Origin of the sequence: Aquidulcibacter sp., assembly GCF_049239865.1 — a bacterium.
Classification (GTDB): domain Bacteria; phylum Pseudomonadota; class Alphaproteobacteria; order Caulobacterales; family Aquidulcibacteraceae; genus Aquidulcibacter.
The window spans coordinates 1-16,762 of record NZ_JBMLTR010000092.1; the positions used below are offsets into that span (position 1 = coordinate 1).

At 57.0% G+C, this 16,762-nt stretch carries 17 protein-coding genes; 8 read left to right on the plus strand and 9 right to left on the minus strand.

The genetic code is table 11. From position 1 onward, the window contains the following. Positions 1-79: 79 nt before the first annotated feature. From purF to rpsF, 9 genes are all read right to left on the minus strand, one after another. Positions 80-1,597 carry an amidophosphoribosyltransferase gene (gene purF / locus ACOVRA_RS06780; RefSeq protein ID WP_290805499.1) on the minus strand — a complete coding sequence of 506 codons (1,518 nt, stop codon included), beginning with the start codon at positions 1,595-1,597 and terminating at the stop codon, positions 80-82. After that, positions 1,594-2,259, minus strand: a complete 666-nt coding sequence (locus tag ACOVRA_RS06785; protein ID WP_421719619.1) for a CvpA family protein — start codon at positions 2,257-2,259, stop codon at positions 1,594-1,596. Before ACOVRA_RS06785 ends, purF begins: the two co-directional genes overlap by 4 nt. A gap of 20 nt (positions 2,260-2,279) precedes the next feature. Next, positions 2,280-3,707 (minus strand): DNA repair protein RadA, encoded by a 1,428-nt coding sequence (gene radA, locus ACOVRA_RS06790; RefSeq protein WP_421719620.1) that lies wholly within the window; start codon positions 3,705-3,707, stop codon positions 2,280-2,282. A gap of 6 nt (positions 3,708-3,713) precedes the next feature. After that, on the minus strand, positions 3,714-4,802 hold the full coding sequence (alr, locus tag ACOVRA_RS06795; protein WP_421719621.1) for an alanine racemase: 1,089 nt from the start codon (positions 4,800-4,802) through the stop codon (positions 3,714-3,716). Then, entirely contained in the window at positions 4,795-6,285 is a 1,491-nt protein-coding gene (locus ACOVRA_RS06800) for a replicative DNA helicase (RefSeq protein ID WP_290806515.1), read from the minus strand. The genes alr and ACOVRA_RS06800 overlap by 8 nt, the downstream gene beginning before the upstream one ends. 54 nt (positions 6,286-6,339) lie before the next feature. Then, a complete protein-coding gene (locus tag ACOVRA_RS06805) occupies positions 6,340-8,202 on the minus strand; it encodes an ATP-binding protein (protein ID WP_421719622.1) in 1,863 nt (620 codons plus the stop codon). 152 nt (positions 8,203-8,354) lie between these two features. After that, positions 8,355-8,930 carry a 50S ribosomal protein L9 gene (rplI, locus tag ACOVRA_RS06810; RefSeq protein ID WP_290806509.1) on the minus strand — a complete coding sequence of 192 codons (576 nt, stop codon included), beginning with the start codon at positions 8,928-8,930 and terminating at the stop codon, positions 8,355-8,357. A 12-nt stretch (positions 8,931-8,942) separates the two neighbouring features. Beyond that, on the minus strand, positions 8,943-9,200 hold the full coding sequence (gene rpsR, locus ACOVRA_RS06815; RefSeq protein WP_085339051.1) for a 30S ribosomal protein S18: 258 nt from the start codon (positions 9,198-9,200) through the stop codon (positions 8,943-8,945). A 2-nt stretch (positions 9,201-9,202) separates the two neighbouring features. After that, on the minus strand, positions 9,203-9,580 hold the full coding sequence (gene rpsF, locus ACOVRA_RS06820; RefSeq protein ID WP_421719623.1) for a 30S ribosomal protein S6: 378 nt from the start codon (positions 9,578-9,580) through the stop codon (positions 9,203-9,205). A 286-nt stretch (positions 9,581-9,866) separates the two neighbouring features. Here rpsF and ACOVRA_RS06825 point away from each other — a divergent pair, with 286 nt between their 5' ends. The 8 genes from ACOVRA_RS06825 (at position 9,867) to gmk (ending at position 16,500) form a co-directional block, all read left to right on the plus strand. Next, positions 9,867-10,505 (plus strand): LysE family translocator, encoded by a 639-nt coding sequence (locus ACOVRA_RS06825; RefSeq protein ID WP_421719624.1) that lies wholly within the window; start codon positions 9,867-9,869, stop codon positions 10,503-10,505. A 55-nt stretch (positions 10,506-10,560) separates the two neighbouring features. Continuing rightward, positions 10,561-11,505, plus strand: a complete 945-nt coding sequence (fabD, locus tag ACOVRA_RS06830; protein ID WP_421719641.1) for an ACP S-malonyltransferase — start codon at positions 10,561-10,563, stop codon at positions 11,503-11,505. Positions 11,506-11,523: 18 nt separating this feature from the next. After that, a complete protein-coding gene (gene fabG / locus ACOVRA_RS06835; RefSeq protein WP_421719625.1) occupies positions 11,524-12,258 on the plus strand; it encodes a 3-oxoacyl-[acyl-carrier-protein] reductase in 735 nt (244 codons plus the stop codon). Between the two features lie 126 nt (positions 12,259-12,384). Continuing rightward, positions 12,385-12,621: an acyl carrier protein gene (locus tag ACOVRA_RS06840; protein ID WP_290806760.1), complete on the plus strand. Its 237-nt coding sequence runs from the start codon at positions 12,385-12,387 to the stop codon at positions 12,619-12,621. Positions 12,622-12,628: 7 nt separating this feature from the next. Then, positions 12,629-13,909: a beta-ketoacyl-ACP synthase II gene (fabF, locus tag ACOVRA_RS06845; RefSeq protein ID WP_421719626.1), complete on the plus strand. Its 1,281-nt coding sequence runs from the start codon at positions 12,629-12,631 to the stop codon at positions 13,907-13,909. Next, positions 13,909-14,964 (plus strand): endolytic transglycosylase MltG, encoded by a 1,056-nt coding sequence (gene mltG / locus ACOVRA_RS06850; protein ID WP_421719627.1) that lies wholly within the window; start codon positions 13,909-13,911, stop codon positions 14,962-14,964. The genes fabF and mltG overlap by 1 nt, the downstream gene beginning before the upstream one ends. After that, positions 14,961-15,863: a YicC/YloC family endoribonuclease gene (locus ACOVRA_RS06855; protein ID WP_421719628.1), complete on the plus strand. Its 903-nt coding sequence runs from the start codon at positions 14,961-14,963 to the stop codon at positions 15,861-15,863. The genes mltG and ACOVRA_RS06855 overlap by 4 nt, the downstream gene beginning before the upstream one ends. Then, entirely contained in the window at positions 15,853-16,500 is a 648-nt protein-coding gene (gmk, locus tag ACOVRA_RS06860) for a guanylate kinase (RefSeq protein WP_421719629.1), read from the plus strand. The genes ACOVRA_RS06855 and gmk overlap by 11 nt, the downstream gene beginning before the upstream one ends. Positions 16,501-16,762 lie beyond the last annotated feature (262 nt).

Below are 16,762 nucleotides of genomic sequence, written 5' to 3' on the forward strand. Positions count from 1 at the left end.
CACGGCCGATGCCCCGGCTTGCCCCGGTTACAAGGACGACTTTCGTATCGGTCATGGATTTTCTCGCTGTGTGGAAGTCTTAGGCTTCAACCAAGAAGGACAATTGATGGTCCTTATCCGATTGCGAGCGGTCGAAATCGACCAGTCGGGTTGGATAATCGCCGGTGAAGCAATGATCAGAATAGCGCGGCGCATGCGGGTTGCGGGTGGCTTCGCCGAGTGCCCAATAGAGCCCGTCAACCGACAGGAAGCCCAAGGAATCAACGCCTAAGATTTCCGCCATCTCGGCAACGCTCTTATGTCCGGCAATCAATTGATCCCGGTCAGGCATATCAATGCCATAGAAGTCTGGCCATTGGATGGCGGGGGAGGCGGAGCGCAAATGCACTTCTTTAGCGCCCGCGTCGCGCACCATTTGCACAATCTTACGCGAGGTGGTGCCGCGCACGATGGAATCGTCCACCAACACCACGCGCTTGCCTTCCAAAACACCTCGGTTAGCCGAGTGCTTGCGCCGCACGCCAAGCGTCCGGATTTGTTGGGTCGGCTCAATAAAGGTGCGGCCGACATAATGGTTGCGGATAATCCCGAGCTCATAGGGAATGCCCGAAGCTTCTGAATAGCCCAAGGCAGCTGGCACGCCAGAATCCGGGACGGGGACGACGACGTCGGCCTCAATCTTGGTTTCTTGCGCCAAGCGCATGCCCATACGCTTGCGGACGTCATAGACAGACTTGCCGTCCACGACCGAGTCTGGCCGCGAGAAATAAACGAATTCAAACACGCAAGGCCGTGGCGCACGCTGGCCAAATGGCTTGATGCTTTCCACGCCATTTTCAGAACAGACGACCACTTCGCCATTTTCGATTTCGCGCACAAAGGTCGCGCCAATCATATCCAGCGCACAGGTCTCCGACGCTAAAACCGGTGAGCCATTGAGGTCACCTAGAACCAATGGGCGAATGCCTAAGGGATCGCGGGCGCCAATCAGCTTCTTATTGGTCAAAGCAACCAAAGCATAAGCGCCTTCGATCTGATGCAGGGCATCAACAAAGCGCTCAATCATGCGGGGCGCGCGCGAGCGGGCGATCAATTGCAGGATGACTTCGGTATCAGAGGTAGATTGGAAAATCGCCCCGTTTTCAACCAGCTGTTCGCGCAACTTACGGGCATTGGTCAAATTACCATTGTGCGCCACCCCAATGCCGCCGCCCGAAAGGTCGGCAAACAAGGGCTGGATATTGCGCAGGATAGTCCCGCCTTGGGTCGCATAGCGCACATGGCCAATGGCATTTTGCCCGGGCAGGCGGTTCATCAAATCATTGCCGGTGAAATGGTCGCCTACCAAGCCCATGTGGCGTTCATTATGGAAAAGCGCCCCGTCAAAGGTGACGATGCCGCAGCCTTCTTGGCCCCGGTGCTGCAGCGCGTGCAGGCCAAGGGCGGTCAGAACTGCTGCTTCGGCATTGTGGGCGATGCCGAAGACGCCACACTCTTCGCGCAGCCGATCTTCATGCGGGTCCAGCCAAGCTTCAATGTCACCACCGACGCCGGTCGCACCGGCTTGCGCGTCTTGCCCATAGCACTGAGGGTTCATTTTTCGCTCTCCGGGTCAGGGGTCACTGAGTTGGTTGGACGCACGGTCCAAGTGGGGGCCTTTTGAGCCTTTACGGGCTCGCCGTCTACGGATGAATCCAGCACATTTGCTGTATCAGCTTTGCGCGAATGAGCTAGGTCTTCACCGGCCGAGGCAGCACCTCGGGCCATATTGGTTGCGGCTTGTCCGGCCTGCGGTGCCAAATGCTTTAAAGCGTCAGCGGTCAGCATCACCATCGGGTAGAATTTTGCCGCCTGAAACGATTTCGGCAACATGCTTGGCGGCGCAATAGAGGTCACAACCAAGCAGGCAACGCCGACAAGGGCAAAACCGCGCGCCACACCAAACAACAGACCAGCCGTCCGGTCCAAAATGCCCAAAGGTTCTGAATCATGGATCCATTCATGGATACGCCCGGTTGCGACCCGCACGGCGATATAGACCAGAATGAAGATTCCTCCGACGGTGGCGGCATCGGCCAGCCAACCCGTCTCGATAATCCCGCGCATCGGCTCGCGGAACACTGGAAAACCCCATAATACGGCCAGAATTGCAATGAACATGGCCGCCATCGACAAGGCCTCGCGGACGAACCCGCGAGCAAAAGCCAAAAGAGCTGAAATCGCCACAATCCCAAGAATGACGATATCAAATCCGTTCATACACACTGCTCCAAAAGAGACTAAGGCGTCTCGGGATATTCCTGTCCTGTGATGGTCGCCACAAGGTCGGCTGCTGTGGCAATCACGCGGTGCTTCACACCGGATTGCCCTGCCACGAGTCGGCGGGCTTGGCTTGCAGTGCTTGCGGTGGTGTTAGACGAAGCAGCCCGAGGAAGGAAGGCCTGAGTAAAGCCTAACTTCTCGGCTTCTTTAAGGCGGGCGTCAGCCCGGCTGACAGGGCGGACATCACCCGACAGCGCAATCTCGCCAAACACAACGCAATCCTCAGGTAAGGCCTGATCAAAGAGCGCAGAGACAAGGGCTGCGGCAACGGCGAGGTCAGCGGCGGGCTCGCTAATCTTGAGGCCGCCCGCGACGTTCAGATAGACATCTCTGCCACCAAAAGCCAAGCCACAGCGGGTTTCAAGTACGGCGAGGATCATGGCAAGGCGCGTGGTGTCCCAGCCGACCACCGCCCGTCTTGGCGCGCCAAAGGCGGTAGGCGAGGCGAGCGCTTGAATTTCTACCAGAACCGGACGCGTCCCTTCAATGCCAGCAAAAACCACACTGCCAGGGCGGGCATGGCCACGATTATCCAGAAACAACTGACTGGGATTGGTGACCTCGCGCAGACCCGCGTCCCCCATCTCAAACACGCCGATTTCGTCCGTTGGGCCAAAGCGGTTTTTGAGACCGCGCAAGATGCGGAAATGATGGCCGCGCTCGCCTTCAAATTGCAAGACGGCATCGACCAAATGTTCAACCACGCGGGGGCCGGCGATTTGGCCATCCTTCGTGACATGGCCAACGAGGATAATGGCGGTGCCCGCTTTCTTCGCATAGCGCACCAATTCATGGGCGCAGGCGCGCACTTGCGCGACAGTGCCCGGTGCCGCGGTGAGCGTCTCCGTCCACACCGTTTGGATCGAGTCGATGATGGCGAGTTGCGGCTTTTCGTGCTTGAGAGCCTCAAGGATGGTTTCAAGGCGGGTCTCGGCCGCTAATTGCACCGGTGCCTTCTCAATCCCCATACGACGCGCTCGGTCTTGGATTTGAGCAATGGCTTCTTCGCCAGAGACATAAACCGACTTGATGCCGCGTGTGGCCGCGCCCGCCACAGCTTGGAGCAGCAAGGTTGATTTCCCGATGCCAGGGTCGCCGCCGACCAGAATGGCCGACGCCTCCACCAACCCGCCACCACAAACGCGGTCAAATTCGTCTATACCTGTGGCAAGGCGGGGCGGGGCTTGGGCAACACCGTCCAAGGCCTGAAACGCGAGGCCCGGGCCTTTGCCACGTGCGCGGGCCGAGGGGCTGAGAGCTTGCGGGCTCTCGCGCGCTTCTTCGACAATGGTGTTCCACGCGCCACAGGCTTCGCAGCGCCCTTGCCAACGGGCATGGACTGCCCCGCAGGACTGGCAGACGAAAACAGATTGCGCTTTTGCCATGCCTAATCAGCCTTCCAGATAGGAGCGCTCAAAGCGATCCCCTAGCCGGGTCAGGATTTCGTAGGGAATTGTGTCGAGCGCTTGAGCTTGGGCGTCGAGAGGGGCTGCACGACCGAGGAATTGCGCCATCGCGCCGATTTTTGCCGCGCTGCCGGCACTGGAGACATCCAGTGTAATCAAGTCCATGGAGACCCGCCCGACGATTGGGCAAACCGCCCCACCCAAAATCGCAAAGCCTCGGTTAGAACCTGAGCGTAGAAAGCCGTCTGCATAGCCTAGGGCAATTGTCGCGATTGTGCGACGACGATCGGCTTGCCAGGTCGCGCCATAGCCCACCGTGTCGCCAGGGCCGACACTGCGTAGCTGGATGATGGGGGCTTCCAAAGTGGCGACAGGCTCTAAAGGTACAGGGTCTTGGTCGAACGGGCCGCCGCCATAAAGGCCGATGCCAGGACGAACCAGATCAAAGCAATAATCCCCTTCAAGCAAAATTCCTGCTGAAGCCGCAAGCGACAAGGGGGCAGGGGGTAACCGCGCGGCCAGCGACACAAAGGCATCGCGTTGCATGCCATTCTTAGGATGTTGCGGATCGGACGCACAGGCCAAATGGCTCATGATCAGCGCAAGATTTAAGGTGAAGATGGTTTCTTCAACGCGGTCGATATCTTCCTCGCTCAGCCCCAATCGGTTCATGCCCGTATCAATGTGCAAGGCCGCAGGTTGCCCAAGGCCCGCTTCCGCCCACAACTGGACTTGGCCGACATCATTGAGAACAGGACGCAGGTCGCCAGCCAAAAAGGCGCTGACTTCGTCTGCCATCACCCCGTTGAGAACATAAATAACTGGGTCTGGACCCAAAGCATGCCGCGCTTTTTCCCCTTCAAACGCGTGCGCGACAAAGAAGGTTTTGCAACCGGCATCGGCAAGGCTTTGAGACACCTCGGCCAAGCCTAGGCCATAGCCATTGGCCTTCACCACTGCCGCACACTCTGCCCCTTGCGCATTTTCGGCAAAGAAAGCCCAATTGCGAGCCAAAGCCCCCAGATCAATCTTCAACTGGCTATGACGCGGGAACCCTGAGACTGACTCACTCATCCAAGCTCTCATATCGTCCGCTGGAATCAAGATTGGTGAATTTGGTCAGCTCGGCTTGGAAGCCAACGCGGACTTTGCCAATCGGGCCATGGCGCTGCTTGCCAATGATGACCTCAGCGACGTTGCGCATTTCGCTGACTTCTTCTTGCCACTGGAAATGCTCGGTCGTGCCAGGCTTGGGTTCTTGGCGTTCGAGATAGTAGGAATGACGATACACGAACATTACGACGTCGGCGTCTTGTTCGATCGAACCTGACTCCCGCAAGTCGGCCAATTGGGGCCGCTTATCTTCGCGGTTTTCAACTTGGCGCGACAGCTGCGACAAGGCGATGACGGGAACCTGCAGTTCCTTGGCAAGGGCCTTGAGGCCTTGGGTGATTTCGCTGACTTCCTGCACCCGGTTTTCCGAGCGTTTGGAGCCGCTGGTGGTCACAAGCTGGAGATAATCCACCACGATCAAATCAAGGCCGTGCTGACGCTGCAGGCGTCGTGCGCGCGCCGCCAAGGCCGAAATCGACAGACCGCCCGTGTCATCAATATAAAGCGGCAGGCTTTGCAGATCGATCGCCGCCTCGCGCAGCTTGGCATATTCGTCCTTGTCCAAGTCCCCACGACGCATGCGGTCAGAGCCGATGGCCGTATAATCGGCCAGAAGACGCATGGTCAGCTGTTCGGCCGACATTTCGAGCGAGTAGAATGCCACGACGCCACCATCAATGGTCTGAAACGACCCATCTGGCTTTGCTTCGCGCTTGAAACGTTTGGCTGCATTGAAAGCGATGTTGGTGGCTAGTGCGGTTTTACCCATTGAAGGCCGCCCGGCGAGGATCAACAAGTCTGACTTGTGCAAACCGCCCAACATCCGGTCGATCTCATTTAGGCCCGTTGGCACCCCGATCAATTGACCGTCGCGTTTGAATGCTGCGGCGGTAATATCGATGGTTGCCGCGAGCGATGCGGCAAAGCTTTTGAAGCCCTGATTGAGTTGGCCGGTCTCTGCCAATGAATAGAGCTTCTTTTCCGCAGTCTCGATCAGGCGCGCGCCCCCCTCCATCCCATCTTCATGGTCGGTGGCATCGGCCATCATTTCTGACCCGATGCGGATCAGGTCGCGTCGCACGGCCAAGTCAAAGATCAGCTTGCCATAATCGGCAGCCGCAGCAGGGTCTGCCGCTGCATCCACTAGGGTCGCCAAATAGGCTGCGCCACCAATATCCTTCAAAGCCCCATCTTGGCTGAACTTGGCATGCAAGGTGATGCCATCGGCCAACGAGCCTTTTTGGATCATGCGCGTGATGGTGTCATAGATCCGGCCATGGACCGGATCATAGAAGTGCGACGGCTTCAGCATGTCGCCAATCCGGCTCGTCACTTGGTTATCCACCAAAATAGCCCCAATCAGGGCTTGTTCGGCGTCCAAATTATGCGGGGCCGTGCGGAGTACACGGGCGGGATCGAGCGGGGTAAGGTTTCCATCAGCCATGTCGCACTCTTTCAGGTGTCGCGCAGCGAATCACCTGTGCGACGCAGAACGAGGCTAGAACATCCCCAGCAATTTTTCATCTGTGGATAGTTGTGCGGGCGTTGCCGTTACGGCCGTTTTTGACGTAACGCCTTCAATGTCGTCCGCGCCTTGCCCTTCTGCGAGCGCGGCTTCAATGGCACTCATCAGTGAAGCAGGGGTGAAGGGCTTGGCCAAATGGCTATTGGCACCCGCTTCAATCGCTTGATCGCGATGCTGGCGCATCGCGTTGGCGGTTACCATGACGATGGGGGTCGCCGGCAAATGATGGGCTTTTTCGTGCTCGCGAATGGCTATGGTCGCGGTCAGTCCGTCCATGACGGGCATTTGCATATCCATCAAGACCACGTCGAAGTGACTGGATTGATAGGCTTTGAGCGCGGCCATACCATCGTCGCACATCGTCAGATCGACGCCTAAGGGCTCTAAGATCAGACGCAGCACTTTCTGGTTGGTTGGGTGATCTTCGGCTGCCAAAATCCGAAGCGGCGCTTCTTGGGATGGCGCAACAGGATCGAGCATGGTGTCTGTAGAACCCACTAGCCTCGGGGCCTCTTCGCGCTCTAGCGGAATGCGCACGATGAAGGTCGAGCCTTCACCGGGCTCTGACTCCCAATTCATGCCCCCGCCCATGGCCTCAATCAGGCCGCGACAAATGGCAAGCCCAAGGCCCGTGCCACCAAAGCGACGTGTGATCGAGGTATCAGCTTGAATGAAGCGCTGGAATAGGCGCCGTCCAGTTTCCTTATCGAAGCCAATCCCGGTATCCACGACTTTGATCTCGAGGATTTCAGAGGCCTCAGACCAATTGATAAAGACGTGGACTTCACCTTGGTCGGTGAACTTGACCGCATTGGATACCAGATTGGCCACGATTTGCTTGATCCGCGTGGCATCGCCATAGAACCAGCCTCGTGCATGTTCGCCATAGGTCACATCAAACTGCAGTTTTTTGTCGGCTGCATAGGTTTGCAAGAGAAGGGCAGAGGCATCGAGCTCCGCGCGCAAATCAAACGGTGCGCGCTCAACTTCCACTTTACCCGCTTCGATCTTCGAGAAGTCGAGAATGTCGGACAAGAGGCGTGCCAAGGTCCGACCCGATGCATCGATCAGATTGACCATCTCTCTTTGTTGTTTGTCTAGTTGGGTTGTCGCCAACGTATTGGCAATCCCGACGACGCCATTGAGGGGCGTGCGCAATTCATGGCTCATATTGGCCAAAAAGTCCGTCTTGGCGCGATTGGCAAAGTCCGCTTCATCGGCCATGGTCTGGGCGCGTAAGCGCTCGCGTTCAACAATCTCAAGCAAGTCTTGTGATTGGACGCGAAAATCGACTTGGCTTCGAACCATGCGATGCAGGAAGATGGATGCGGCAAAGCTGCCGACAACCGCCGTCACCCCGGTGAAAACCTTGTTCACAATCATGGCTTCCATGCCCGTAATGGTCAGGAATGCAGCCCCCAATGCCACAAGCGCAAGGGTGGCGCCAACGACACCCAGTGTCGGGCCCAAAATTGCACTGCCAAAGGCCAGCATCAGCAAATAGACAAATTGGATTTCATCACCAGCATAGCTTGCGTGGATCACAACATTGGTGATGGCCAGCACATTCACCAGAAAGACGCTTAACCCAACATACTCCAGCTTCTTGACCTCGCGCAGCAAGGTAAAGCGCAAGGTTAGAATCAAAGCGCCAGACGTCGCCGCAACGCAGGCCATCACGACAGCCAAGTTTCCTTTTAGAACCAAAAGGTGAGCGCCAGTCAGCAGAATGTAATAAATGCCCAAAATCAGGGCGTAAGCACGGGCCATTGGGGCGTAAATCGCCACCAGTTCAGCAGATTCTAAATCTTCGGCGGATGCACGCGGATCATTCATGCAGAGATTCTATGCGAATTGTCTTAAATTCTCCTTATCCCGCTTCCGCCACTTGGCTGACCGATCCTAAGCTTAGGAATTGGCAAAACAAAAGCCCCGCAAGTGATCCTGCGGGGCTTTCAGTTTTGAATGCATGCCCGACGGGCAGAAGCCTAGGCTTCGTAGCCGTCCAATTGCACCGCGTTCTCGGCGATCTCAGCGGCTTGTTCAGCTGCGGCGACGCGATCTTCGTCAAATTGCGAATTGATGACGTTTTCGCCCTTAGCTTGACGCTCTGCTTCATCTGGCGTGCGAGCCACGTTGATGAAGACTTCAACTTCGACTTCAGGGTGAAGACGGATCTTCACGGTCTGATAGCCGATCGCCTTGATTGGCGTGTCGAGCTGGACTTGGTTGCGTGCAACGTGGAAGCCAGCGGCATTGGCTGCTTCTGCGATATCACGAGCGGCAACCGAACCGTACAATTGGCCACTTTCGCCAGCAGCGCGGATCAGCAAGAATGCCTGACCTGCCAAGCCTTCAGAAGCAGCTTCCGCTGCTGCACGGGCTTCTGCGTTACGGGTCTCAAGAGCCGTACGTTGCAGTTCAAACAATTTCTTGTTGGATTCAGTAGCGCGCAGGGCTTTCTTTTGCGGCAACAAATAGTTGCGCGCATAGCCAGGCTTTACCGATACGATGTCGCCAATACCGCCAAGGCGGCCGACGCGTTCGAGCAGGATGATGTCCATGTCGGCGTCTCCTTAAACGACGTGATAGGGAAGAAGAGCCAAAACGCGGGCGCGCTTGATCGCCTTAGCGAGTTCGCGTTGCTTCTTTTGGCTGACGGCAGTGATGCGCGATGGAACGATCTTGCCCTTTTCGGACAAGTAACGCTGCAACAGCTTCACGTCTTTGAAGTCGATCTTTGGCGCTTGATCGCCAGAGAATGGGCAAACCTTACGGCGGCGTGCAAACGGACGACGCGATGGCAGGTTGGAGATGGTGAACTTGGAAGTCATGATCAGTAATCCATCCCGTTGGTTTCAGTGCGAGCGCGCTGTTTCTTTTCGTCGCGTTCACGACGGGCCAAAATAGGCGAAGGACCTTCTTCGAGCTCTTCAACGGCGATGGTCATGTAGCGCATGACATTTTCGTTGATGCGCTGCAGGCGTTCCATTTCATGGACCGCTGCGGCTGGAGCATCGATATTGATCAACGAATAATGGCCCTTGCGGGTTTTGTTGATCCGGTAAGCCAAGTTGCGCAGGCCCCAATATTCGACTTTGCCAACTTTACCACCCTTTTCGGCGATCAAGGTGGTGATGCCTTCAACCAGCTCGTCAACTTGCTGCGGCGAGATATCTGGCCGCGAAATAATGATATGTTCGTAGAACGGCATGAGAATCCATTTCCGTTAGATGCGCCCCAGGCGATTGCGGCAAATGGTTCAGCGGGGACTAAACCACCTGATGGTTCCGCGTCGCAGCTTCCTCGTGCTGAATTGCTTATTAGGCACACGAAGTCGCTCATGCGGGCGGACCGCAATCAGTGAAGCGGGGCGTAAAGCACTTATCTGTGGAAAAGGGAAGGGGTGGCGCGCAGTACGCCCACTCAATCCGGCCTTGCGCAAAGGATTTAGCGCAGCGAAGGTGGTCGCCAAGCAATCGGAAAAGGCGGCAGGACACGTGACACTCAGCTGGATGGAGTTTTTGCTTGTCGTGGCGCTGTTGGAGCTGACGCCCGGGCCCAATATGGCGTGGCTGGCGACTTTGACATTGGACAAGGGCCGGGCAGCGGGCCTGCAGGCGGTCTTGGGGATCGCACTGGGCCTATGCCTCTATCTGGTCGCGGCAATTGCAGGTCTCGGTGCCCTCATGGCGGCCCAACCCCAATTATTGGCGGGCCTACGCTGGCTGGGCGTTCTTTATCTGGTTTATCTGGCTTTTGAGCCCTGGATTGAAAGGGCCAGACAAACTGGCGAGGCGGGCATAGGCGAGGGTGAAGAGACAGCCACCCATGCCGGGCGGCATTTTATGCGCGGTCTCACCCTCAATATCCTAAACCCAAAGGCCGCCTTGTTTTACGTCACGCTCTTGCCCCGCTTTGTCGAGGGGCAGGGCGAGCAGGTTTGGCTGCAAAGCCTTTGGCTGGGCCTTACCCATATAGGGGTCGCAACCGGGGTTCACTTGGCCATCGTTTTGGCCGCCGGTGGCCTGCGCCCGTGGCTGAGTGCAGGCAAAAGACGCACCTATCTCAACATCTTTTTCACCGCAGCGCTGGTGGGCATTGCCGCTTGGCTGGCTTGGGATGGACTGGCTCGATAAGCTTAGCCGAAATCTCGCCCCACTTGCCTAAACGGGCCTGCGAGGCTAACGCCAAATCATGCTGATTTTCCAATTTCCCGGCCAAGGTAGCCAGAGCGTCGGTATGGGTGTTGCCCTTGCCGAAGCATTCCCCGCCGCAAAGCAGGTCTTTGCAGAGATTGATGACGCGCTTGGGCAAAAGCTCTCGAGCCTGATGGCCGAAGGTCCGATTGAGACCCTGACGCTGACTGAAAATGCACAACCGGCCTTGATGGCGGTCAGCATGGCGGTTGTAAGCGTTTTGCATACCGATTTTGGCATAGGTGTCGATAAGGCTGCTTTTGTGGCTGGCCATTCGCTGGGCGAGTATTCAGCGCTGACAGCAGCAGGGGCTTTTTCCATTGGCGATGCAGCCCGTCTGTTGCGTCTGCGCGGTCAAGCCATGCAGCGCGCGGTCGCACCTGGCCTTGGCGCGATGGCGAGCTTGATTGGCCCCAAAGTCGACTTGGCTTTGGCAGAGGCCGCTGCTGCTGCTGGGGCCAAAGTAGGTGTTTGCGTTGTGGCGAACGATAATAATGCCGGAAACATCGTGATCTCTGGCACGAAAGAAGGTGTGGATGCTGCGATTGCAGCGGCCAAGGAAATGGGCGCGCGCGCCATTCCGCTTTCGGTCTCTGCCCCCTTCCATTGTCCTTTGATGGGCCCGGCAGCGGAAGAAATGGCCGCAGCATTGGCCGCGACCACCATCAACAAGCCCGTGGTGCCCGTTTTGTCCAATGTGACGGTCGCGCCAACCCAAGACCCCGACACCATCGCTAAGCTGCTGGTCGAGCAAGTCACCGGTCGCGTCCGCTGGCGGGAATCGATTGGCTGGTTTGCCGCCCAAGGTGCCACCCAATTTGTCGAACTAGGTGCCGGCAGTGTCTTGACCGGCATGTCCAAGCGGATCGCGCCAGAGGCCACCTCCATCGCTTTGACGGGCGCGGATGAAATTGCGGCCTTTGCCGCTTCTTTAAGCTAGACGAAAGAAGGAACGCAGATGTTTGATCTCACAGGCAAAAAGGCGCTTGTAACGGGGGCTACCGGCGGCATAGGCGGGGCGATTGCGCGCGCTTTACATGCTGCTGGCGCGCAAGTGGCTTTATCGGGTACCCGCCAGGAAGCGCTGGATGCGTTGAGCGCGGAATTGCCGGGTAGTGTGGCATTGGCCTGCAATCTATCTGACCCAGTTGAGACTGATGGCCTGATTGGTCGAGCCGAAGAAGCGCTTGGCGGGCTCGATATTCTGGTGGCCAATGCCGGTATCACCAAGGATGGCTTACTTCTGCGCATGAAGGACGAGGATTTTCAGCGCGTGCTCGACGTCAATTTGGGTTCTTACTTCCGTTTGGCGCGGGCGGCTTCCAAGGGCATGATGAAGCGGCGCTTGGGCCGGATCATTGCAATCACGTCCGTGGTCGGCGTCACGGGTAATCCGGGCCAAGCCAATTATGCAGCGTCGAAAGCAGGCATGATCGGCTTTACCAAATCCATTGCACAAGAACTGGCTTCACGCGGCATTACAGCCAATTGTATCGCGCCAGGATTTATCGTCTCGCCTATGACAGATGCGCTCAATGAAGCCCAGAAAGAAGCCATTACCAAGTCTATTCCTGCCGCTCGACTTGGTCAGCCTGATGACATTGCTGCAGCGGTTGTCTATCTAGCATCCGATCAAGCCAGCTATGTTACAGGGCAGACTTTGCACGTAAATGGCGGAATGGCGATGATTTAGGTACTGTTTTGGCGCTAGCGGCCTCAAGCCAAAGGTGCTAATTCGTTCATCTCCCGTGGCGCTATGTTGGCAAAACGGTAACTATAACAACGCCGAAGGGATTTCGGCAGGATTCGAGGACCAACAATGTCTGACGTTTTCGACCGCGTAAAAAAGATCGTAATTGAGCACTTGGACGCTGATGCGGAAAAAGTCGTTGAAAATGCGAGCTTCATTGATGATCTTGGCGCAGACAGCCTCGACACAGTGGAACTCGTCATGGCTTTTGAAGAAGAGTTTGGCGTTGAGATTCCAGATGATGCTGCTGAAAAGATCCAAACCGTCGGCGACGCGGTGAAGTTCATTTCGGCCAACGCTGGCTGATCAGAACATGCGTCGCGTTGTCGTGACGGGAATCGGCCTCGTCACCCCAATCGGGGTCGGGGCCGATTTCGTTTGGAAAAGCCTGTTGTCCGGTGCAAACGGGGCAGGCACCATCAGTGCGTTTGATGCGTCGGACTTGCCAGTCCGCTATGCCTGCGAAGTTCCTTGGACGACCGGGCGCGGTGGTGGCGGTGCTGATGTGGCAGGGTCGTTCGATCCTGAAACCGCGATGTCCTCGCGGGACCGTCGGCGTGTCGATGAGTTTATTTTATACGGGGTCGCAGCCGCCAATGAGGCGATTGCCGATTCTGGCTGGGTTGCTGAAACCGAAGAACAGCAAGAGCGCACAGGCGTGATGATTGGCTCTGGCATTGGCGGTCTATCCACCATTGCAGACAATGCTTTGCTGCTCGAGAAGGAAGGCCATCGGAAGATTAGCCCCTTCTTCGTACCCTCGGCTTTGATCAATTTGACGTCTGGCCATGTGTCGATCAAGCATGGCTTTAGAGGGCCGAACCATTCCGTCGTGACTGCTTGTGCGACCGGGGCCCATGCCATTGGCGATGCGGCACGTATCATCAAATATGGCGATGCGGATGTGATGGTTGCCGGCGGTTGCGAAGCCGCTGTTTGCAAGATTGGCATTGCAGGCTTTGCCGCCGCGCGGGCTCTATCCAATGGCTTTAACGACGATCCAGCCTTGGCTTCGCGTCCTTATGACAAGGACCGTGACGGCTTTGTGCTGGGCGAAGGCGCTGGCGTCGTCGTTTTGGAAGAATATGAGCATGCCAAGGCACGTGGCGCCAAGATTTATGGCGAAGTCGCAGGCTATGGCATGTCGGGTGACGCTTATCACATCACCGCCCCCTCTGAAGACGGCAATGGTGGCTTCCGCGCTATGCGTTCGGCGCTGAAAGATGCAGGGCTTGCGACGTCAGACATTGGCTATGTCAATGCGCACGGCACTTCGACGCCTTTGGGTGACGAGATCGAATTGCGCGCGGTAGAGCGTTTGTTTGGTGCCGATACCAACGGCCTGACAATGTCGTCAACCAAGTCAGCCATTGGTCACCTTTTGGGTGCTGCTGGTTCTGTTGAGGCGATTTTCTCGTTGCTGGTTTTGCGCGATCAGATTGCCCCGCCGACCCTTAATCTGCGTAATCCATCGGTAGAGACCCAAATTGATCTCGTTCCGCTGGAAGCGAAGAAGGTGGTGGCTAAAGCTGTGTTGTCCAATTCCTTTGGCTTTGGCGGCACCAATGCGGCACTTGTCCTGAAAGCGGTCTAATGACCGATCCTGTCGCCAAAGTGCGTGGTAAAAAGGCGGCACAGGCGAAAGCCATGTGGCAGCGCATCTGGATCGGGCTGGGCCTTGCGTCCATTCTGCTCGTCCTCGGCACGGGCCTGTTCCTATTGGGACCGGGCCCGAAAGCCAAAGAGGGGGAATCGAGCTTCTTCATCGTGCAAGAGGGTGATTCCGCTAGTATTGTCGGGGCACGTCTGCAAAAAGAAGGCTTGGTGCATTCCGCGCTTGGTTTTCGCTTGGCGGTTGCCATCAATGGTTCTGCCGCAGATTTAAAAATTGCCGAATATGAAATCCCTTCTGGGGCAACCCCTGGTCGCATCGCCAAAATCCTCGCCAGCGGCGAAGGGGTCAAGCGCGTTGTGGTGCTACCGGAAGGCTGGAGCGTCAGCCAAATCTATACAAGGTTAGAAGCCAACCGCTTCTTAAGCGGCAAATTGCCACCGCCACCGCCCGAAGGCACGTTGAACCCCGATACCTATCCGATCCAGCGCGGCGAGACGCGCGCCAGCGTCGTCAAGCGCATGCAGGAGAGCCATCAGGCTTTGATTGATCAATTGTGGCTGAAGCGCGCACCGGATCTTCCCATTGCCACCAAACAAGAGGCCATCACCTTGGCCTCTATCGTCGAGAAAGAGACTGGGATTGCTGAAGAGCGGCCCCGTGTGGCGGCAGTTTTCGTCAATCGGCTGCGTCTGGGCATGAAGCTGCAGTCTGACCCGACGATCATTTACGGCATCACCAAGGGTGCGCCATTGCGCCGGAAGATTTTCAAAAGCGACCTCGAAAATCCCCATGCTTGGAACACCTATGTGATCCAAGGCTTGCCACCCACGCCGATTGCCAATCCGGGCAAGGATTCTCTGGCCGCGGTCCTCAATCCACCACGCACGCGTGAAATCTTCTTCGTTGCAGATGGTACGGGCGGGCACGTCTTTGCTGAGACCTATGCTGAGCATAATCGCAATGTTCTGCGCTGGCGGGCTTGGCGGGCTGAGCAAGAGAAAAAGAGTCAAAACCTCTTAGGGGGTGGCGAATGAAGCCTGTGACGCCGCTTTTGGGTATGACGGGCTTTGGCCGCGCGGAAGGTCAAGCTGGCGATGTGGCTTGGGCGTGGGAAGCGCGCAGCGTCAATGGCCGTAATCTGGACGTGAAGTTCAAACTGCCGCCCGGCTACGAAGCTTTCGAGACCAAAATCCGCGAAGGTTGCGCCAAGCGCTTTAAGCGCGGCTCGATCCAAATTTCGCTCGCCACCAAGCGCGACACCACCACGATTGGACCGATGATCCGCGTCAATCAGGACATGATTGAATTCTATCTCTCTGAAGGCCAAGCCTTGATCGAGCAGGGCCGGGTAGGACGTCCCAGTCTCGATGGCCTATTACAATTGCGCGGCGTCTTGGAAAGTGCAGACTTTGTAGAGCCAGATGAGGTGAAGGCCGCACGCGACGCTGCCTTGATTATCGGCCTAGATAGCGCGCTCGACGCCCTTCTGGCGGCACGGCATCGCGAAGGCGAGGGGCTGTTCACCCTGTTCAATGCGTTGTTGTCGCGCATTGAGGCGACCACCCAGCAGGCCGAAGCCGCCGCAGAAGCCCAAGTCGTCGCCATTCGCGACCGGGTACAAAAGCGCGCGGCAGAGCTTTTGGGTGATGTGCCCTATGATCAGCAACGTCTGTTGCAAGAAGCCGCCGCTTTAGCGCTTAAAGCCGATGTGCGCGAGGAATTGGACCGCTTGCGTGCCCATAGTGGGGAAGCCCGTGCCCTCCTGCAACAAGGCGGCGACATTGGACGCAAGCTTGATTTTCTTGCGCAAGAATTTCACCGTGAATCCAATACATTGACAGCCAAAGCCGCCGCACTGGAACTGACCCGGGCTGGCCTCGATCTCAAAGCCAATGTCGATCAATTGAAAGAACAGGCAGCCAATGTCGAGTGAGCTCCATCTCCATATGCGTCGCGGCTTGATGCTGGCTTTGGTCAGCCCATCGGGGGCAGGCAAAACCACCTTGTCGCGCCGCCTCGTCGACGAAGACCCCGATATCGCCTTGTCAGTATCCTGGACCACCCGCGCGCCGAGACCGGGTGAGAGCGACGGGGTGCATTACCACTTTGTCGATAAAGACCAATTCCGCGCCCACCGCGCCCAAGATGGCTTTCTGGAATGGGCCGAAGTCCATGACCATTATTACGGCAGCCCGCGCGAAAGCGCCTTTGCCATCCTGCAAGCGGGCCGCGATTTGATGTTTGATGTCGACTGGCAGGGCGCGCTGCAATTGCGCACCTCCGCGCCAGATGATGTCGTGAAAGTCTTCATTCTACCGCCCAGCATGGCCGAGCTGAAACGGCGTCTTATCTCGCGCGGGCAAGACAGCCCCGAAGTGATCAAAAAGCGTATGACCAATGCCTATGGCGAGATCAGCCGCTGGGAAAATTTCGATTATGTGCTGGTGAATGAAGATTTAGACCAAAGCTATGCACGCCTAAAAACCATCCTCGAAGCCGAACGCATGCGCCGCGCCCGCCAGCCTTGGATGGGCGGCTTTGTCCAAGGGCTATTGCGCGAGGATACGTGACGGGGCGGCAGTGTTTGCCCCGGCACTTCGGCGGGGATGACGGCGGGGGAAAAGGGCCGCGCAACAAAAGTTGCGCATGTTCACGCGCCCATATGCGCAGCTCGTGCTGCGCGGTCCTTTTGGTGGGTTTTCTGTCTAGAAGCGTTTTGGTGATCCTTCTGTCTCACCAAACCGCTGTCTCAATTGTTCTTGCGACCTCTGGGTAGTCAAGTGTCCGTTTTCTCTGAAAACGGATCGCTTAGCGACGCAGCAAAGCTGCGCA